The organism is Mycobacterium scrofulaceum, from assembly GCF_001667885.1.
Classification (GTDB): domain Bacteria; phylum Actinomycetota; class Actinomycetes; order Mycobacteriales; family Mycobacteriaceae; genus Mycobacterium; species Mycobacterium scrofulaceum_C.
Window position 1 is genome coordinate 182797 of record NZ_LZJW01000132.1, and the last position, 19145, is coordinate 201941.

Below are 19145 nucleotides of genomic sequence, written 5' to 3' on the forward strand. Positions count from 1 at the left end.
CCTAGGTGCGGTTTTTGGCGCGCTGACTGCCGGCGCCGCTCTTGCGGCCCTCGATCCCCCAGCGGGTGACCTTCACCAGCGCCTCGCGGATGTTGGATCCGCTCATCTTGGAGACACCGAGCTCACGCTCGGTGAAGGTGATCGGCACCTCCACGATGGAGAAGCCGTTGCACACGGTGCGCCAGGTCAGGTCGATCTGGAAGCAGTAGCCCTTGGAGTCCACCGCCTCGAGACCGATCGCCTCCAGGACTTCGCGGCGGTAGGCACGGTAGCCCGCGGTGATGTCGTGAACACCGATACCCAGCGCGATACGCGCGTAGGTGTTCGCCGTCCAGGACAGCGCCCAGCGCCGCCACGGCCAGTTCCGCACCGACCCGCCCTCGACGTAGCGGGAGCCGATCGCCAGATCGGCTCCGGCGTCGACAGCGTCCAGCAGCCGGTGCAGCTGCTCGGGCGCGTGGCTGCCGTCGGCGTCCATCTCCACCAGCACCGAGTAGTCGCGGCTCAGGCCCCACGCGAAGCCGGCGAGGTACGCCGCGCCCAGGCCGTCCTTGGCGGTGCGATGCATCACGTGGGTGCGGCCCCCGTCCGCGGCCGCCAGTTCCTCGGCGAGGTCGCCGGTGCCGTCGGGGCTGCTGTCGTCGACGATCAGCAGGTGCACGTGGGGGCACGCGTCCCTCAGCCGCCGGTGGATGACCGGAAGGTTCTCCAGCTCGTTGTAGGTGGGGATGATCACCAGGACGCGCTCGCTGGGACGATTCCCCGGGCCGCGCGGCGCCGGCTGGCCGGTGGTCATGTAGCTCCTCTGTGTCGCCCTAAATTGCGCGACGGTCGTCGGCCGCCCTCGTGGAGCGGAGTGTAGTCACCACCGTCTTCCGGCGGCGCCTGGTCCCCGCCCTCGGTGGGCGAACTGTCCTCGTCAAGCGGGGTTTCGCCCGAGGGCGCACCTGCGTCTGGGGATTCGTTCGGGGCCTCGGACCTCCGACGAACCGGACGCGCGAACCAACCATTCTGCCGCATCCCGGCCAGGATCGCCGCCGCGGCCGCCGCGACCAGTAGCCACTGCAGCATCGGGCCCCACCGCGTGGCCGGCGTCAGTTTGGTCTTCAGGCGCACCTGAATGTCCAGGTAGTCGGGCTGGAAGAAGTCGGTGCGCACCAGCTCGGCGCCGTCGGGGGCGATCACGGCGCTGATCCCGGTGGTGCCGGCGACCAGCACGTAGCGATCGTGCTCGACGGCCCGCACCTTGGCGAAGCCCAGCTGTTGTTCGCTCATCGTTTTGTTGAAGGTGGCGTTGTTGCTCGGCACGGCCAGCAATTGGGCGCCGTTGAGGACGGCTTTGCGCGGGACGCGGTCGAAGATCACTTCCCAGCAGGTGGCCACCCCGATCGGCACCCCGGCAATGTGCACGACGTCGCTGCCCGGCCGGGGCACCATGTTCCCGGCGCGGTTGGCGTAACCGGATAGGTGGGTGAACAGCCACGGCATCGGCAGGTATTCGCCGAATGGCTGCACGATCTCTTTGTCGTGCCTTTCGGCCGGCCCGGTGGAGGGATTCCACACGATCATCGTGTTGGTGTATTGGGGGTTCTCCGGCGGGCTGCCGGCCAGTTCCGACACCGTGCCGATCAGGATCGGCGCGCCGATCGCGGTCGCGGCCTGCGAGATTTCCAGCGCGGCGTCGACGTTGGCCAGTGGGTCGATGTCGGAGGAATCCTCGGGCCAGATGACGAACTGGGGTTGTGGCGCCTGTCCGGCGCGCACATCCTCGGCCAACCGCAGCGTCTCGCGGACGTGGTTGTCGAGCACCGCCCGGCGTTGCGCGTTGAAGTCGAGCCCGAGGCGCGGCACGTTGCCCTGCACCAAGGCGACGGTGACCGAGGGCTCGCCGCCCGACCCGGTGCCGGCGTGCCGAACCTGCGGCCAGACCACGACGGAGGCGAACAGCACCAGGCAAATGCAGACGCCCGGCAGCACCACCGCCGGCGGGGCCGCATCCGCCGTCGCCGCTTGTTCTGCGCCGGTGCCCCGCTGCGTCCGACGGCCGGTGCGCCACCACTTGACGATCTCCAACTCGATGGCGGTCGCGCTGAACCCAATCAGCACGATCGCCAAGGAGAGCAAGGCGGGGCCCCCGAGCTTGGCCAGCGGCAGGAAGGGGCCCTGCGCCTGCCCGAACGCCACCACTCCCCACGGGAAGCCGCCGAACGGGACGATCGATTTCAGCCACTCCTGGGCCGTCCACACCACCGCGAACCAGACGGGCCAGCCCGGCAGCCCGCGCACGAGCACGGCGCCCAGGCCGAAGATCGCGGGGAAAAGCGCGCAGGTCACCGCCAGCACCATCCAGGGGACGGCCCCGACGAGCATGCTCACCCACGGCAGCAGCGGCAGATAGAACGCCAGCCCGAAGAGGAACCCGTAGCCCAGGCCACCGGCGGCCGTCGTCGCCGGATGCTTGAGCACCCAGGCCAGCAGCGCGACCGCGACGACGGCGGCCCACCACCAGTTCAGCGACGGGAAGCTCGTGAAGAGCAGCACACCACCCGCTATGGCGCAGACCAGCCGCGGCAGCCGCGGCAACATGGCGACCCGGACGCCCGGTAGCCGCGCGAGCACCCCGGCCCCGAGCCCCGCGGCCGCCCGGCGGGCCACGCCGCCCACGCGGTGTGTCAGAGCCCGGGCGCCGGGTTCGGTGGCGTCATGCCCGCCTTCGGATCCCGGGGCGATGTCGGCGGGATCGTCGTCGCGGTCCGATTCGGCTTCGTCGCTGATCGGGTCGGTGTCCGGGGATACCGCCAGGTCGCCGGCCGCCGGGTCGGGCTCGTCGGATTGGCCGGGACGGTCGTTTCGGCCGAACCATTCCCTAGCCATGGATGACAGCGCCCCGATGCACCGTTCGCCGGCACCCCGGCAAGGTGTCGCTCGGGCCCAAGCGCGGTAAGGCCGGTACGCGGGCGCGTGGGTCGGTCGACCAGCGCTGAACGGCGTCGCGGGGCGCGCGGACGTCGAGGGCCCCGGCGTCCCAGACGGCATAGGAAGCCGGCGCGCCGGGCACCAGCGTTCCCGTCTTGCCGTCGTGGATGCCGGCGGCGCGCCAGCCGCCACGCGTTGCGGCGGCGAATGCGGCCCGCGCGGAGACCGCGCTACCGGGGGTGCGGTGGTTGACCGCCGCGCGCACGCTCGCCCACGGGTCGAGGCCCGTGACCGGTGCGTCGGAACCGAGCGCGAGGGGCACGCCTTGGGATGCTAACAGCGCAAACGGATTGAGCCGACTGCCTCGTTCGGCGCCAAGGCGGCGCGCGTACATGCCGTCGGGGCCGCCCCACAGCGCGTCGAAGTTGGGCTGCACGCTGGCGATGACGCCCCATTGCCCCAGTTGGGCGGCCTGCTCGGCGGTGACCATTTCGAGGTGCTCCAATCGGTGTCCGCACCGGGCGACGGCCACCGCCCCGAGGTCGGCGACGACCCGTTCCAGGGCGGTCACCACCGCCGACACCGCGGCATCGCCGATGACATGAAAGCCGGCGGTCACCTCGGCCTCGGTGCAGGCGCGCACGTGTGCCTCGACGAGGTCGGGGTCGAGGTAGCAGGTGCCGAACCGGTCCGCGGCGTCGGCGTAGGGCTCGTGCAGCCAGGCGGTGCGCGACCCGAGCGCGCCGTCGACGAACAGATCGCCGGCCAGCCCGCGGGCTCCGGTCTCCTCGATGAGCGCTCGCGCCCGCGCCGGGGTGCTCACGGCCTCACCCCAGTAGCCGGTCACCTCGACGCCCTGATCGAGCGACCGCAGCCGCAGCCAGTCGTCGAGGCCGCCGATTTCGGGTCCGGCGCATTCGTGCACCGCGACGATGCCTGCCGCCGCGGCGGCGCGCAGGGCGGCGGTGCGGGCTTCGGTCAGCTGCTCGGGCACGAGCATGTCGCGCGCGGCGGCGCGCACCAGATGGTGGGCGTCGGCGGTGAGCGGCCGGTCGGGATGGAAACCGGCCGCCGCCGGCAGGTCCGCGATGCGCCGGCGCAGGGCCGTCGAGGCCAGCGCGGAGTGGACGTCGACCCTGGACAGGTAGGCGGGCCGGTCACCCAGGACGGCGTCGAGGTCGGCGGTGCTCGGCGGGCTGTCCTTCGGCCACGACGATTCGTCCCACCCGTGCCCCCAGACGGGAAGGCCCGGGTGGGCCGCCGCATAGTCGGCCACCAGCTGGAGGCATTCCTCTCTCGAGCCGGCCGCGCGCAGGTCGAGGCCGCTGAGCGTCAGGCCGGTGGCGGTGAGGTGGATGTGGCTGTCCACGAATCCCGGCGCCACGAAACCGCCGTCCACGTCGTCGATGTCAGCGTCGGGAAACAGGCTGCGGCCGACGTCGTCGCTGCCCAGCCAGGCGATGACGTCGCCTCGCACCGCCATGGCGGTGGCGTCCGGATGGGTCGGGCTGTGCACCCGGGCATTGACCAGCAGCGTGGTGGGCGTGTGGCTCACAGGGCAAAACTACGTGGGCTTCGGGGCGGGGCGATCAGTCCCAGGCGGGCCGGCCCGGGAATCCGCCGCGCACCGGCTCGTTCTCGAGGGCGGGCGGGCGGTAGTCCCGGACGTCGACGACCTCGCCGTCGATGTAGCCGTCGGGCGCGGGGCCGCCGGTCTGACGCGCGCCGGCGCCGAACAGGGTCGTGTCGGCGAGCAGCGGCATGCGCCGCCGCAGTCCGCGCATCGCGATCGCGGCCAAACCGGGCCCGACGGCCGACCGTACGGGTCGCACCATCAGCAACAGCCCCAGCGCCGTTGTCACGAGGCCGGGTACCAGGACCAGCAGGGTGGCCAGCGAGACCAGCGTCCCGTCCCGCACCGCGGTGCGCGGTTCCGCGAGACCGGAGCGGAGATCGCCGACCTGGCGCAGCAGGTGCGAGCCCATCATCGGCACCAGGAGGCCCCATCCGAGCAGAAAGGTGCCCACCAATGCCAGCAGCGTCCAACCCCACCCGATCGTCGAGACCAGGGCGATGATCGCCGCCAGCTCGACGACGGCGTAGCCGAGAAACAGCCGTGACAGCATGTCAGGGCAACGTGCGCCGACCGCGTCGAAGTTCCCATGGTGGTGTCCGGGGCGATTGCAGTTAGATGACGCTATGACCACGATTGAGATCGACACGCCCGACGGACCGATCGACGCGCTGCTGGACCTTCCCTCGGGTCAGGGCCCGTGGCCGGGCGTTGTCGTGATTCATGACGCGTTCGGATACGCCCGCGACAAGGAGTCGACCAACAAGCGCATCGCCCAGGCCGGCTATCTGGCGATCACCCCCAACATGTACGCGCGGGGTGGCCGCGTCCGCTGCATCACCCGGGTGATGAAGGAGCTGCAGACGCAGCGCGGCCGCGCCCTGTCGGACATCCTGGCGGCGCGCGATCACCTGAAGGCCATGCCGGAATGTTCCGGCCAAGTCGGCATCGCGGGGTTCTGCATGGGCGGCCAGTTCGCATTGGTCATGTCTCCCAAAGGTTTCGGCGCCTCCGCCCCGTTCTACGGCGCTCCCCTGCCCCGCAACCTGGACAAGACGCTAGACGGGGCGTGCCCGATCGTGGCCAGTTTCGGCGCCAAGGACCCGCTGGGACGGGGCGCGCCCGAGAAGCTGCGCGACACCATCGCCAGGAAGAACATCACCGCCGATGTGAAGGTCTATCCCGGTGTGGGACATAGCTTTGCCAACGACCTGCCCGCCCAGCCACTGCTTCGCATCGCCGGTTTCGGCTACGACCAGGCGGCCACCGAGGACGCCTGGCGCCGCGTGTTCGCGTTCTTCGGCGAGCATTTGGCGGCGGGCGCGACGACGTAGCTGCGTCAGTTGAGCTTTCGCGACAGGGCCGTCGCGAACGTGTGGGTGTCGCCCGGCCAGCGCGCGGACACGTAGTCGCCGTCGTCGACGACGAACGCGGGCCGCGGGTCGGTGGCCGTGTCGCGCGCCATGCCGGAGGTTTTGCGCCGCCAGTCCGGTGAACCGCGCACCACGTCGCGAAAATCCGTTGGATCTTCAAGCGCGCGAGTCACTTCCGCCTGCACCGACATGTAACCCGGCTCCTGGCCGGGCTGCTCGGTGTAGGTGCGGTAGTAGTTTCGGTCCCAAAACCGGGTGACGCGCGTCAACCGCCACGCCATGCGCTCCATCGCCCAGGTCAGGGCCGTGGTCTGGTGCCCGTAGAGCACCGAGCGGCCCGTTTCGGGGTCAATGCTGCGCGCCGCGAGCAGCACGCCGTGACAGATGGCGGCGACGACCACGCCGCGTTTGAAGGCGTCCACCACGAGCCGATGCAGGATGTCGCTGTCGATGTAGCTGCGCATTCCGCGGGCCCGATGCCCGCCGGGCAGCAGCAGCGCATCGATGCCGTCGAGGGTCGCGTCGGCCCACGCGATTGGATGCTGGAATTCGTCTGCCGTCAACATGTTCCGATAGGCGTTGCGCCCGTCTTTGTTGGCGCGCAACATCAGCCCGATGGCGGGAATGCCGCCCAGCACCGGGAGGGCGGACCAGACGTCTAGGCCGCGGCCGCTGACCATGATGTCGTCTGCCGCGCCGGGCGCTCCGCTTTCGGTGGCGAACACCACCCGATGCCCGTTGTCGGTCAGGACGCGCCAACTGACCGCGACCTCGGTGGGGTCGAAGTCGCGGTCCGGGATCGGGACGAGAACGGTGCCCATGGCCCTTACGTCGGGGACACCTTGAGTTCGAGCCCGACGTTGTTCTCCATGCCGCCGCGCAGCTTGCTGACGAAGTTGAAGACCTTGCCCACCACGCCGTAACGGCGCCCGATCGCGTCGTACACCGCGGCGGTCTGCGACTTGTCGAGGATGGCGGCGGTGCCTTCGACGGCCTCGCTGGTCGGTTTGCCCTGCATGGTGCAAGTGGCCAGTGTGACCCGCGGAGTGTTGCGAATCCGCTTGACCTTCCACGATTTTTCCTGGGTGATCACCAGCAGCCGATCCTGGTCGGCGGCGGCCCAGATCGGCGTCGGCTTGGGCTTGCCGTCCTTGGTGAACGTGGTCAGCAGGATGTATTGCGCCTTGGCGAGATCGGCGAAGGTGGGTGTCACGGTGTCAACCTACGCCCGTTAGCCCGCCCGTGCCGAGTGTCCGTCCAGCCGCCCACCCGCGTCAGGGGTCAGCCCTCCAGGTCACCCTCGGTTTCCAACAACGCCTGGCGCAGGCCATCGAGCGTCTCCGGTTGCGGCTGTTCCCACATGCCGCGGCCGGCGGCCTCCAGCAGTCGTTCGGCCATGCCGTGCAGCGCCCAGGGATTGGATTCCGCCATGAACTTGCGGTTTTCGGGGTCCAGCACGTAGCTCTGGGTGAGCTGCTCGTACATCCAGTCGGCCATCACCCCGGCGGTGGCGTCATAACCGAACAGGTAGTCCACCGTCGCCGCCATTTCGAACGCACCCTTGTAGCCATGCCGGCGCATCGCGGCCATCCAGCGCGGGTTGACCACGCGGGCCCGGAACACCCGGGTGGTCTCCTCGGACAGCGTCCGCGTCCGGATCGCGTCGGGCCTGGTGTTGTCGCCGATGTAGGCGGCCGGCGCCTGCCCGGTCAGTGCCCGGACCGTGGCCACCATGCCACCGTGGTACTGGAAATAGTCGTCGGAGTCGGCGATGTCGTGTTCGCGGGTGTCGGTGTTCTTGGCGGCCACGGCGATGCGCCGGTACTGGCGGTTCATGTCGTCGACCGCCTCGCGGCCGTCCAGGCCGCGGCCGTAGGCGAAGCCGCCCCACGCGGTATACACCTGCGCCAAGTCGGCGTCGTCGCGCCAGTTGCGGCTGTCGATCAGCTGTAACAGCCCCGCGCCGTAGGTTCCCGGCTTGGAGCCGAAAATCCTTGTCGTGGAACGGCGCTGGTCGCCATGCTGCGCCAGATCGGCCTGCGCGTGCGCACGCACGTAGTTCTCCTCGGCGGGCTCGTCCAGAGCTGCGACCAACCGCACCGCGTCGTCGAGCATCGTCACCACATGCGGGAAGGCGTCGCGGAAGAAGCCCGAGATCCGCACCGTCACGTCGATGCGCGGACGGCCCAGCTCGGCGAGCGGAATCGGGGTGAGGTCGACGACGCGCCGCGAAGCGTCGTCCCAGACGGGCCGGACCCCCAGCAGCGCAAGCACTTCGGCGATGTCGTCGCCGGCGGTGCGCATCGCCGAGGTGCCCCACACGGAGAGCCCCACCGACTGGGGCCATTGCCCGTGGTCGTTGCGGTAGCGGGTCAGCAGCGAATCAGCCAGCGCCACACCGGCTTCCCAGGCGAGTCGCGATGGCACCGCCTTGGGGTCGACGGAGTAGAAGTTGCGGCCGGTGGGCAGCACGTTGACCAGGCCGCGCAGCGGTGATCCCGACGGACCGGCCGGGACGAACCGGCCGTCCAACGCGTTGAGCACCTGGTCGATTTCGGCGGCGGTGCCGGCCAGCCGGGGCACCACCTCGGTGGCCGCGAACCGGAGCACCGCGGCCACCTCGGGGTTGTCGGTGATGCGGTCGGCGGCGGCGGGATCCCAGCCGCCGGCTTGCAGCGCCGCGACCAGTTCGCGGGCCGCGGCCTCGGTCTGGTCGACCGCTGCGCGTTCGTCGGTGCCGTCCTCCGCGAGGCCCAACGCCTGCCGCAGCCCCGGGATGGCCTGCTCACCCCCGAACAGCTGACGGGCGCGCAGGATCGCCAGCACGAGGTCGAGTTCGGTTTCGCAAGAGGGCTTTTGGCCGAGGATGTGCAGGCCGTCACGGATCTGCACGTCCTTGATCTCGCAGAGCCAGCCGTCGACGTGCAGCAGCATGTCGTCGAAGGAGTCCTCCGGGGGCCGCTCGGTGAGCCCGAGATCGTGGTCCATCTTGGCGGCCCGGATCAGCGTCCAGATCTGTTGGCGGATGGCGGGCAGCTTGCCGGGATCCAGCGCGGCCACGTTGGCGTGCTCGTCGAGCAATTGCTCCAGCCGGGCGATGTCGCCATAGGTTTCGGCGCGCGCCATCGGCGGGATGAGGTGGTCGACCAGCACCGCGTGCGCCCGCCGCTTGGCCTGGGTCCCCTCACCCGGGTCGTTGACCAGGAAGGGGTAAATCAGCGGCAGGTTCCCCAGCGCGGCGTCCGATCCGCAGGCCGCCGACATGCCCAGCGTCTTGCCGGGCAGCCATTCCAGGTTGCCGTGCTTGCCGAGGTGCACCAACGCATGTGAACCGAATCCGGTGTCCAGCCAGTGGTAGGCGGCCAGGTAGTGGTGGCTGGGCGGCAGGTCGGGGTCGTGGTAGATCGCCACCGGGTTCTCGCCGAAGCCGCGGGGCGGCTGCACCATCAGCACCACGTTGCCGGCCTGCATTGCGGCGATGACGATTTCACCGTCGGGGTCGTTCGTGCGATCCACGAAGAGGTCGCCGGGCGGCGGGCCCCAATGCTGTGTCACCGCGTCGGTCAGTTCGGCGGGCAGCGTGGCGAACCAGGCACGGTAGTCCTTGGCGGACAGCCGGATCGGGTTGCCGGTTATTTGTCCCTCGGTAAGCCAATCCCGGTCCTGACCACCGCGCTCGATCAACGCGTGGATCAGGGCGTCCCCGTCGTCGGCTTCGAGCCCGGGCAGCTCGCCCACCTGGTACCCGCGCTCACGCATGGCGCGCAGCAGCGCGACGGCGCTGGCCGGTGTGTCCAGGCCCACCGCGTTCCCGATGCGGGCGTGCTTGGTCGGATAGGCCGAAAACACCAGGGCCACCCGCTTGTCGGCCGGGGCGACGTGGCGCAGCCGCGCGTGCCGGACCGCCAGGCCCGCCACCCGGGCGCACCGCTCCGGGTCGGCGACATAGGCGATCAGCCCGTCGTCGTCGATCTCCTTGAAGGAGAACGGGACCGTGATGATGCGGCCGTCGAATTCGGGCACCGCCACCTGGGTGGCCACGTCGAGCGGGCTGAGCCCGTCGGCGTTTTCGCTCCACTGAGCCCGAGAGCTGGTCAGGCACAGTCCCTGCAGGATCGGAATATCCAGGGCAGCAAGGTGTTCGACGTTCCAGCTGTCGTCGTCGCCGCCGGCCGACGCGGTGGCCGGCTTCAGTCCCCCGGCGGCCAGGACGGTGACCACCATCGCGTCGGCGTCGCCCAGCCTTTGCAGCAGTTCGGGTTCAGCGGTCCGCAGCGACGCACAATAGACCGGCATTGGCCGCGCGCCGGCGTCCTCGATGGCCCGGCAGAGCGCCTCGACGTAGCCGGTGTTGCCGGCCAGCTGCTGCGCGCGGTAGTAGAGGACGGCGATCGTGGGGCCGTCGCTCGCGGCGGCATTCGGCCGCTCCAGCTCGCCCCAGGTCGGTGTCACGACGGGCGGGCTGAACCCGAATCCCGTCATCAGCACGGTGTCGGAGAGAAAGGCGTGCAGCTGCCGGAGGTTTTCGACGCCGCCGTGCGCCAGATAGATGTGCGCCTGCACCGCGATGCCGGCGGCGAGCGTGGACAGCCCGGTCAGTTCGGCGTCGGCGGCCTGCTCACCGCTGACCAACACCGTCGGTACCCCGCTGGCGATCACCGTGTCGATGCCGCTCTGCCAGGCGCGGTATCCGCCGAGGATGCGGACCACCACGATCGAGGCGCCGGTCAGCAAGTCCGGCAACTCGCTGTCATCCAGGCGCGATGGGTTGGCCCACCGATAGTTCTTCCCGCTGGAGCGGGCGCTGATCAGGTCCGTGTCGGACGTCGACAGCAAAAGGATGGTCGGCTCAGCCACCCCTCATTCGTACCGTAGGGTCGCCGCGATCCGGGCGGCGACCTCTCCGGCGACCCGCAGCGCCGCGTCGCTCTTGCCCGGCTCGTAGCGATCCGCGACGGCGTCGTAGTCAGCGCCCGCGATCGACCCGTGGTCGGCCGCCAGCTCCACCAACTCCACCGGCCAGCCAACCCGCCGCAAGGCGGCGGCGAAGTCCCTGCTGGCCGTCACGGGGACGACGTCGTCGGCAAGGCCGTGTAGCAACGTGAACGGGGTGCCGGCGCGCTCCGCCGTCAACGCGTCGGTGGGCACCCGTCCGGTCAACGGGTCGGGCACCATGAATGCCCCGGCGAGGCAGACGGTGTGCGCCAAGGGAACGTCGCCGCGCAGGGTCAGGCCCGCCGCGGCGCACCCACCCATGGACCACCCGACCAGGGTGATGGCGTCGGGGTCGCTGGCGCGTTCCCGGGTGAAGTCGAGCGACCGCGACAGATCCGCGCGGCCGCCGTCTTCGGCGTGGGAATTCCAGTCCGGCGCCACCACCGCCGCGCCCAGCTCGGCGAGTATGCCGGCGAGCGGACCGAAGGCCGCACGCGCATCGGTCTGCATCCCATGCCACAACAGGACCGTCGGCTGGCCCGGATCACCGTAGACGTCGGCCAGTCGGCCCGGGGCGTATTCGACTGTCTGCACGGGCACGAGGATGCCCCGAGTGGCACGGCCACAAACGGCCGATCAGGCCACGCCGTTACGCCGCAGGACCGGCAGCACGCCCTCGGCGAACCAGTACGCCTCTTCCAGGTGGGGGTAGCCGGACAGGATGAATTCGTCGAAGCCCAGCGAGTGGTATTCGGCGATCAGATTCGCGACCTCCTCGTGGCTGCCGACCAGCGCCGTGCCCGCTCCGCCGCGCACTAGTCCCACTCCGGCCCACAGATTGGGGTAGATCTCCAGCTGGTCGAGGCGACCGCCATGCAGCGCAGTCATTCGCCGCTGACCCTCCGATTCCGAATGCGCGTGTAGCTCAGTCGCATTCGCGATCTGTTCGGGGCTGAGCTCGTTGACCAGTTCGTCGGCGACGGCCCACGCGGCGGCCGAGGTATCGCGGCTGATCGTGTGCAGCCTGATGCCAAACCGCAGGCTGCGGCCATGCTCGTGCGCCAACGCTCGCACTTTTTGAATCTTCTCCGCCGCGGCCTGCGGTGGCTCCCCCCAGGTGAGGTACACATCGACGAACTCGGCGGCGATCGCCAGGGCGGGCGGTGACGAGCCGCCGAAGTAGATCTGCGGCAACGGGTCCGGGGGCGCAGACACGCGCGCATCTTCGACGTGGAAGTACTTGCCGGTGAAGTCGACGGCGTCCTGGCGCCACACCGAATTGACGATCTGCAGGAACTCGCCGGTGCGGGCATAGCGCTCGTCGTGATCGAGCCAGTCGCCGAAGCGGCGCTGCTCACGATCGTCGCTGCCGCTGACGACGTTCAGCAGGACGCGACCGTCCGAAAACCGTTGCAAGGTCGCGGCCTGCTGCGCTGCAAGGGTCGGGGGCACCAGCCCGGGGCGGAAGGCCACCAGGAACTTCAACCGCTCCGTTTCGGCCAGTAGCGCCGCCGCGGTCAACCACGCGTCCTCACACCATGTTCCGGTGGGCGTGAGCACGCCTTCGTAGCCTAGCCGGTCGGCAGCACGGGCCACCTCTGCCAGGTATCGCCGGCTGGGCTCGCGATGACTCGCCGGGACGACGTGGTGCGAAGACGCGTGCGAGCCCCCGACGATGGACCGGCTGTCGCCGGTGGTGGGCAGAAACCAGAAGAACTTCGCCGACATGCATCCCCTTCAATCAGCTGGTGAGGCTTGGCCGCAGCGCCTCATTGAATCGACGGTCGACCCAGTCGGCGAACTTAGGTGACGATTGCAGCTGACCCGCCGCCGCGAACAGATCGGCCAGGCGCTGCTCCGAGGCGATCACGTCATCGCCGAGGTCTGTCGGCAGGCGCAGGCTGCGGCCCTGCGCCACCGCCGCGACCTGCGGATCCAACCCGACTGCGGCGGCATAGTTTTGGGCCCATTCCTGCGGGTGGCCCCTCGCCCACTGCACCGCCTTCTCGAAACGCACCAGCAGATCCGATAGCGCGGTGTTGCGCTTCGGGTCGCCCAGGGCCTGATCTGACGCGACCCCGAGCCAGTCACCGTTGGTGACGCCCTGCGCCTCGGCGATGCTGCGTACCGAGATCTGCTGTTCGGCCTGTGCCGTGTAGGGATCCCAGATGGCCCACGCATCGGCCTGCCGTTGGCTGAATGCGGACAGCGCGTCGGCGGGTTGCAGGTAAACGAATTTGATGTCCGACGCCTTGAGCCCGGCCTTGTCCAGCTGAGCCAGGAGGTTCGCGTGCGACGAGCTGCCTTTGCCCACGACGACGGCCTTGCCGCGAAGGTCGGCCACCGTCTTGATCGGTGAATCGGCGTGGACCAGAATGCGATTGCCGGCGCCGCCGCCACCGTAGGCGGAGACCACCTTGATCTTCGCGTTGCTGGCCGCCCCGAAAATCGGCGGCGTGTTTCCGGTGATCGCGAAGTCGATCTTGCCGGCCGTGGCCGCCTCCACCTGCGGCGGCCCAGAGGTAAAGGTCGAGAACGCCACGCGGTACGGCAGGTTGTCCAGCTGACCGGCGGCGCGTAGCAGCGATTCGGTGCCGCCCTTCTGATCGCCCACCTGCAGCGTGAGACCCGACAGTTCCGACAACGGAACGGCCGCCGGTGGCGTCGATAATCCCGAATTCGGCTTGCGTGCAACGCATCCGGTGAGCAAGAGGCCCAGGGCCGTGGCCAGTGCGACGACGACCCGCCAACGGGTCAAAGCCGCACCCCCAGCCGGTGCAGCAGCTCGGTGCGGTGCTGCTGGGTGTGCGGACCGGGATCCCCCGGGGTGCGGCGGGGCTCGTCGATGGCCAAGGTGTGGATGACGCGCCCTTCCTCGAGCACGAGCACGCGATCGGCCAGCGCGACCGCTTCGTCGACGTCGTGGGTGATCAACAGCACACCGAATCGGTGTTGACGCCACAGATTGAGCAAGAGTGTTCGCATGGTCAGTCGGGTCAGCGCATCCAACGCCCCGAAGGGCTCGTCGAGCAGCAGTAGTTGTGGTTCGGCGACGAGGGCGCGAGCGAGTGAAACGCGTTGCGCTTGGCCGCCGGACAATGCCAGCGGCCACGCGTCGGCGCGGTCGGCGAGCCCGACGTCGGCCAGCGCCCGCTCGGCGCGGCGCCGCACCTGGTCCTTCGGTAGCCCGCCGCGGGTGAGACCGTAGCCGACGTTGGTCCGGACATCGCGCCAGGGAAACAGCCGTGGTTCCTGGAAAGCCAGCGCTGGGGCGCCCGCCACTACCCGGTCGCCGCTGTGGTCGCGCGAGAGCCCGGCCAGCACCCGCAGCACGGTCGACTTGCCCGAGCCGCTCCGACCCAGGAGCGCGACGATCTCGCCGGCGGCCACGCGTAGCGAAACATCGTTGAGCACTTGCCTGCTGCCGTACCACTTGTCGACGTGGCTCAGCTCGCCGGCGATCCGCGGGCGCGCTTGCGCCGTCGGCCCGGGTTCCGCGATGAGTGTCAAACCTGCCCTTTCAGTTCTGGTAGCGCGAAGCGTGGCGTTCGATGAGGCGGACGATCGCGTCGGTGGCGATGCCGAGCAGCGCGTAGACGGTCAGCCCGAAGATGATCACGTCGATTCGCAGGAAATCGCGAGCATTGTTGATCAGGAAGCCGATTCCCTTGTCCGCGTTGATCTGTTCGGCGACGATCAATGTCAGCCACGCGATCGCCAACGATTGCCGGAACCCTACGAGCACCTGTGGTGCGGCGCTGGGCACGATGATGCGGGTCAACCGCTGACGGAACGAAAAGCCCAGTACATCAGCCGTTTCGAACAACTTCGGGTCGACCTGTCGGATCGCCGAGAAGGTGTTGAGATACAGCGGGAAAATCACGCCCAGCGCGACCAGCAGGACCTTCGGCAGTTCACCGATTCCGAACCACAGGATGAACAGCGGAATCAGGCCCAAGTGCGGCAGGGCGCGGATCATCTGCATCGGAGGGTCGACCGTCGCCTCCAGCCAGCGGGACAGCCCGACGGCCGCGCCCGCCGCGACGCCGATCGCCCCGCCCAGCGCGAGTCCCTCGAGAACCCGGATGCCGGATATGTGCAGCGCACTCGCGAGCTGGCCATTGCGGGCCAGCTCCAGGCCTGCGTCGACGATCAGGGAAGGGGCCGGGAGAACGTCCTGCGGGATCAGGCCGAGAGCGCTGCCCAGCTGCCACAACGCGAGCAACGCCAGCGGGGACGCGATGCGCACGAATTCCCATTTGCGACGGGCCCACAAGCCCGCCTGACCCGGCGCCGGAGCGCTACCCGTTTCGGTCGACGAAGCAGCGAGCGTGGTGGCGATGCTCACTAGGTCGACGCTAAGGCCGGTCGAGCCGGTCGGGTAAGGGTTTTCATCTGCCTGACGACAACCTCGACCACCACGGGGAGCCGGTGGCCGTACCGTGGACGCGTGCCCAGATCCCGCGACACCGACGCATGCCCGGGTGCGCTGCAGGTGCACCGGGCCGCCGACGGTGCCCTCGCGCGGATCCGGCTGCCCGGCGGCATGCTGACCGCCGCCCAGCTGGCGGCGCTCGCGCGGGTGTCAAGCGAACACGGCTCGGCGACGTTGGAGCTCACCGCTCGCGGCAACGTCCAGCTGCGCGGCATCACCGATGTGACCGCGGCGGCCGAGGCGATCGCCGACGCGGGGCTGTTGCCCTCGGCGACCCACGAGCGGGTACGCAACATCGTCGCTTCGCCGCTATCCGGCCGGGCCGGCGGGACTGTCGACGTGCGTCCGTGGGTCGCCGAGCTGGACACGGCGATCCGCGCCGAACCGCGCTTGGCCGAACTGGGCGGACGCTTTTGGTTCAGCCTCGACGACGGGCGCGCCGACGTCTCGGGCTTGCGCGCCGACGTCGGTGTGCACGCTCTTCCCGATGGCTGGGCGTTGCTGCTTGCCGGACGCGACACCGGCGTGTGGCTTACCGCCGGTGAGGTAGTCGAGACGCTGGTCATCATCGCGACACGGTTTGCGTCGACGCGTGGAAGCGCTTGGCGCGTCAAGGAATTGGACGACGTCGCAAGCCTGCTGCCCGGCGCGGAACTGGGCGCCGTCGCCTTTCCCCCGGTCACCAGGCCGCCGGTGGGCTGGATCGACCAGGACGACGGCCGGGTGACGCTCGGTGCCGCCGTGCCACTGGGAGTGCTGTCCGCGACCGTCGCGGAATACCTGGCGGCGGTCGAGGCCCCGCTGGTGATCACGCCCTGGCGCTCGGTGCTGGTGTGCGATCTCGACGAGGGCGTCGCCGACGTCGCGCTGCGGGTGCTGGCCCCCCTCGGTCTGGTATTCGACGAGAACTCCCCCTGGCTGAATGTCAGCGCCTGCACCGGCAGCCCCGGATGCGCGCATTCGCTGGCCGATGTCCGGGCCGACGCGGCCGCTGCGCTGGGCGGGGATAAAGGAATGCACCGCCATTTCGTCGGCTGCGACCGCACGTGCGGCAGCCCGCTGAGCGGCGAGGTGCTCCTGGCGACCGGCGACGGATACCGCCCGCTACGCCGTGACCGCAAGCGCGGCGAAGCCGGGCGAAGCGGGTCGCCGCCAGGACCTTAGGGTAATCGGGTGCTCGACTACATCCGCGACGCAGCTGAGATCTACCGCCAGTCGTTCGCGGCCATTCGGGCCGAGGCCGACCTGGCACGCTTCCCGGACGACATCGCGCGGGTGGTTGTGCGATTGATCCACACCTGCGGGCAGGTCGACGTCGCCGAGCACGTCGCCTACACCGACGACGTCGCCGAGCGCGTCGGCGCCGCCCTGCGCGCCGGCGCTCCGGTGCTGTGCGATTCGTCGATGGTGGCCGCCGGGATCACCGGCGCGCGGCTGCCGGCCGGCAACGAGGTGGTCTCGCTGGTGGCCGACCCGCACGCCGCGGAGCTGGCCGCTCGCCGGCACACCACTCGATCGGCCGCGGGGGTGGAGCTGTGGGCCGACCGGCTGCCCGGGGCCGTGCTCGCCATCGGCAACGCACCCACCGCCCTCTTCCGGCTGCTGGAGCTGGTCGACGAAGGGGTTTCCCCGCCGGCCGGGGTGCTGGGCGGGCCGGTCGGGTTCGTCGGGTCGGCCCAGTCCAAGCAGGAGCTCATCGACCGTCCGCGCGGGATGTCGTATCTGGTGGTCCGGGGCCGCCGCGGGGGCAGCGCCATGGCCGCCGCCGCCGTCAACGCGATCGCGAGCGACCGCGAATGACCGTGCGGGGCACGCTCTGGGGCGTCGGGCTGGGGCCTGGGGACCCGGAACTGGTGACCGTCAAGGCGGCCCGGGTGATCGGCGAGGCCGACGTGGTGGCCTACCACAGCGCCCGGCACGGCCGCAGCATCGCGCGGGGCATCGCCGAACCGTACCTGCGGCCCGGGCAGCTCGAGGAGCACCTCATCTATCCGGTCACCACCGAGGCGACCGACCACCCCGGCGGCTACGCCGGGGCGCTCGAGGACTTCTACATGGAAGCCAGCGCGCGCATCGCCGCTCATCTCGACGCGGGCCGCAACGTGGCCCTGCTCGCCGAGGGCGACCCGCTGTTCTACAGCTCCTACATGCATTTGCACACCCGGCTGACGCAGCGGTTCAACGCCGTCATCGTGCCGGGGGTGACGTCGGTGAGCGCCGCCTCGGCGGCCATCGCGACCCCGTTGGTGGCCGGCGACGAGGTGCTCTCGGTGCTACCGGGCACCCTGCCGGTCGCCGAACTGACCCGCCGCCTGGCCGATGCGGACGCCGCGGTGGTGCTGAAGCTAGGTCGCTCGTATCACGCTGTGCGCGAAGCGCTTTCGGCATCCGGACAACTCGATGACGCGTACTATGTCGAACGGGCCAGCACCGCCGGGCAGCGGATCCTGCCCGCCGCCGACGTCGACGAGGCCAGCGTGCCCTACTTCTCGCTGGCGATGCTGCCGGGCGGGCGCCGCGGGCGGCAGTCACCGGCGGCCGGCACCGTGGCGGTGGTCGGCCTGGGGCCCGGCGACCGTGACTGGATGACCCCACAGAGCCGACGCGAGCTGGCCGGCGCGACCGACCTGATCGGCTACGCCGGCTACCTGGATCGCGTCCCGGTGCGCGACGGCCAACGGCGGCACCCCAGCGACAACACCGACGAGCCGGCGCGCGCCCGACTGGCCTGCGCGCTGGCCGAGGAAGGACGCGCCGTCGCGGTGGTGTCCTCGGGCGACCCGGGCGTGTTCGCGATGGCCACCGCGGTACTGGAAGAGGCCAAAGAGTGGCCGGGAGTGGGCATCCGGGTGATTCCCGCGATGACGGCCGCCCAAGCCGTCGCCAGCCGGGTCGGCGCGCCGCTGGGCCACGACTATGCGGTGATCTCGCTGTCCGACCGGCTCAAGCCGTGGGAGATCATCGCCGAGCGGCTAGCGGCCGCGGCCGCCGCCGACCTGGTGCTGGCGATCTACAACCCGGCGTCCAAAACGCGAACGTGGCAAGTCGGCGCGATGCGCGATCTGCTGCTGGAACACCGCGAACCCGGGACGCCGGTGGTGATCGGCCGGAACGTCTCCGGCCCCGACGAGCACGTCCGCGTGGTGCGGCTGGCAGATCTCGACCCCACCGAGGTGGACATGCGTTGCCTGCTGATCATCGGTTCATCCCAAACCCAATGGCATGCAAGCGATTCCGGCGACCGGGTGTTCACACCCCGGCGTTACCCGCTCGGCTAGTCGTCACCGCCCCAGCTGCTGGGCATCATCGGCACGGTCGGGCCGTCACCGAAGCCTTCCCGGGTCAGCGTCGTCAACCCGGTCGGCTGCGCGAGACCGGATATCGTTGCGGCGCCGGCAAATCCGAGCGATCCCCCGCCCTGATCGGAGGCACGCACGGCATCCGGGATGTCGTCGTCGACGCCCGAATCCGGGTCCATGAATTCGTAGCGGTACGCACGGTCGGTGGCCGTGCCGGCGCGGCGCCGCCGGGCCCGCGCCTTCTTCTTGGCCGCGGCGGCCGCGGCCGCTTCGGCGGGTGCGTCAACGTCGTCGGGCGCCGGCTCTTCCGACTTACGACGTGCCCGATTACTGGCACTGCCGCGAGCCGCCAGCCCGGAAAGTCCGACCGCGTAGAGGGCGTCGGACATGCCCGCGCCGATGCCGTCCGTGGCCGTGGGACTGAAGCCGGCGCCCGGCCCGCCGCCGACCGGTCCGCCTCCCGCCGGTGCGGCTACCGTCGGTGCGGGGGCGCTGGACATCGTCGGGGCGTTGCTCACGCTGGCCGGGGCGGTGCCGATCGACGGCGCCGGCGCGGTCGCCATCGGTGCCGGTGCGGCCGCGGGTGCCGGCACCAGCGCGGCGGCCGCGGATTC

At 70.2% G+C, this 19145-nt stretch carries 15 protein-coding genes and 2 pseudogenes; 5 read left to right on the plus strand and 12 right to left on the minus strand.

Features of this window, described 5'->3' with window-relative positions; translation table 11 throughout:
• Position 1 precedes the first annotated feature (1 nt).
• The 3 genes and pseudogenes from lnt to A5681_RS19675 all read right to left on the minus strand — a co-directional run bounded on the left by lnt (position 2) and on the right by A5681_RS19675 (position 5042).
• Positions 2-2586 (minus strand): annotated as a pseudogene (lnt, locus tag A5681_RS19665) (apolipoprotein N-acyltransferase).
• A gap of 280 nt (positions 2587-2866) precedes the next feature.
• A complete protein-coding gene (locus A5681_RS19670) occupies positions 2867-4399 on the minus strand; it encodes an amidohydrolase (RefSeq protein ID WP_156738066.1) in 1533 nt (510 codons plus the stop codon).
• A 106-nt stretch (positions 4400-4505) separates the two neighbouring features.
• Positions 4506-5042, minus strand: coding sequence for an FxsA family protein (locus tag A5681_RS19675; protein WP_067278850.1), 537 nt, complete (start codon positions 5040-5042; stop codon positions 4506-4508).
• Positions 5043-5115: 73 nt separating this feature from the next.
• Here A5681_RS19675 and A5681_RS19680 point away from each other — a divergent pair, with 73 nt between their 5' ends.
• Positions 5116-5823: a dienelactone hydrolase family protein gene (locus A5681_RS19680; RefSeq protein WP_067278853.1), complete on the plus strand. Its 708-nt coding sequence runs from the start codon at positions 5116-5118 to the stop codon at positions 5821-5823.
• Between the two features lie 5 nt (positions 5824-5828).
• Here A5681_RS19680 and A5681_RS19685 read toward each other — a convergent pair whose 3' ends face one another.
• From A5681_RS19685 to A5681_RS19720, 8 genes are all read right to left on the minus strand, one after another.
• A complete protein-coding gene (locus A5681_RS19685; RefSeq protein ID WP_067278858.1) occupies positions 5829-6683 on the minus strand; it encodes a type 1 glutamine amidotransferase domain-containing protein in 855 nt (284 codons plus the stop codon).
• 5 nt (positions 6684-6688) lie between these two features.
• The gene (locus tag A5681_RS19690; RefSeq protein WP_067278861.1) at positions 6689-7075 is read right to left on the minus strand and encodes a PPOX class F420-dependent oxidoreductase; all 387 of its coding nucleotides are present in this window, start codon (positions 7073-7075) and stop codon (positions 6689-6691) included.
• Between the two features lie 68 nt (positions 7076-7143).
• Positions 7144-10719 carry a cobaltochelatase subunit CobN gene (cobN, locus tag A5681_RS19695; RefSeq protein WP_067278864.1) on the minus strand — a complete coding sequence of 1192 codons (3576 nt, stop codon included), beginning with the start codon at positions 10717-10719 and terminating at the stop codon, positions 7144-7146.
• A 3-nt stretch (positions 10720-10722) separates the two neighbouring features.
• Positions 10723-11391: an alpha/beta hydrolase gene (locus A5681_RS19700; protein WP_067278942.1), complete on the minus strand. Its 669-nt coding sequence runs from the start codon at positions 11389-11391 to the stop codon at positions 10723-10725.
• A gap of 42 nt (positions 11392-11433) precedes the next feature.
• A complete protein-coding gene (locus tag A5681_RS19705; protein ID WP_067278867.1) occupies positions 11434-12525 on the minus strand; it encodes an LLM class flavin-dependent oxidoreductase in 1092 nt (363 codons plus the stop codon).
• Between the two features lie 13 nt (positions 12526-12538).
• Entirely contained in the window at positions 12539-13555 is a 1017-nt protein-coding gene (locus tag A5681_RS19710; protein ID WP_067278869.1) for an ABC transporter substrate-binding protein, read from the minus strand.
• Positions 13552-14307 carry an ABC transporter ATP-binding protein gene (locus tag A5681_RS19715; protein WP_067278871.1) on the minus strand — a complete coding sequence of 252 codons (756 nt, stop codon included), beginning with the start codon at positions 14305-14307 and terminating at the stop codon, positions 13552-13554. Before A5681_RS19715 ends, A5681_RS19710 begins: the two co-directional genes overlap by 4 nt.
• 10 nt (positions 14308-14317) lie before the next feature.
• The gene (locus tag A5681_RS19720; protein WP_067278873.1) at positions 14318-15145 is read right to left on the minus strand and encodes an ABC transporter permease; all 828 of its coding nucleotides are present in this window, start codon (positions 15143-15145) and stop codon (positions 14318-14320) included.
• Between the two features lie 102 nt (positions 15146-15247).
• Here A5681_RS19720 and cobG point away from each other — a divergent pair, with 102 nt between their 5' ends.
• From cobG to A5681_RS19735, 3 genes are read left to right on the plus strand one after another with little or no spacing between them, the layout of a single operon-like run.
• Entirely contained in the window at positions 15248-16396 is a 1149-nt protein-coding gene (gene cobG / locus A5681_RS19725) for a precorrin-3B synthase (protein WP_067278875.1), read from the plus strand.
• A gap of 9 nt (positions 16397-16405) precedes the next feature.
• Positions 16406-17032 carry a precorrin-8X methylmutase gene (locus A5681_RS19730; protein WP_067278878.1) on the plus strand — a complete coding sequence of 209 codons (627 nt, stop codon included), beginning with the start codon at positions 16406-16408 and terminating at the stop codon, positions 17030-17032.
• Entirely contained in the window at positions 17029-18510 is a 1482-nt protein-coding gene (locus tag A5681_RS19735) for a precorrin-2 C(20)-methyltransferase (RefSeq protein WP_067278881.1), read from the plus strand. Before A5681_RS19730 ends, A5681_RS19735 begins: the two co-directional genes overlap by 4 nt.
• Here the strand turns inward: A5681_RS19735 and A5681_RS19740 are convergent.
• On the minus strand, positions 18507-18920 hold the full coding sequence (locus A5681_RS19740; protein ID WP_231996367.1) for a hypothetical protein: 414 nt from the start codon (positions 18918-18920) through the stop codon (positions 18507-18509). The genes A5681_RS19735 and A5681_RS19740 overlap by 4 nt on opposite strands.
• On the opposite strand from A5681_RS19740, the pseudogene A5681_RS27830 reads away from it, so the two are divergent.
• Positions 18919-19145 (plus strand): annotated as a pseudogene (locus A5681_RS27830) (hypothetical protein); the annotation flags it as partial. The gene A5681_RS19740 and the pseudogene A5681_RS27830 overlap by 2 nt on opposite strands.

Coding starts and splice junctions, on each gene's coding strand:
- A5681_RS19670 (WP_156738066.1), bottom strand. CDS start 4,399: ATGGCGGTGCGAGGCGACGTCATCGCCTGGCTGGGCAGCGACGACGTC.
- A5681_RS19675 (WP_067278850.1), bottom strand. CDS start 5,042: ATGCTGTCACGGCTGTTTCTCGGCTACGCCGTCGTCGAGCTGGCGGCG.
- A5681_RS19680 (WP_067278853.1), top strand. CDS start 5,116: ATGACCACGATTGAGATCGACACGCCCGACGGACCGATCGACGCGCTG.
- A5681_RS19685 (WP_067278858.1), bottom strand. CDS start 6,683: ATGGGCACCGTTCTCGTCCCGATCCCGGACCGCGACTTCGACCCCACC.
- A5681_RS19705 (WP_067278867.1), bottom strand. CDS start 12,525: ATGTCGGCGAAGTTCTTCTGGTTTCTGCCCACCACCGGCGACAGCCGG.
- A5681_RS19735 (WP_067278881.1), top strand. CDS start 17,029: ATGACCGTGCGGGGCACGCTCTGGGGCGTCGGGCTGGGGCCTGGGGAC.
- A5681_RS19740 (WP_231996367.1), bottom strand. CDS start 18,920: ATGTCCGACGCCCTCTACGCGGTCGGACTTTCCGGGCTGGCGGCTCGC.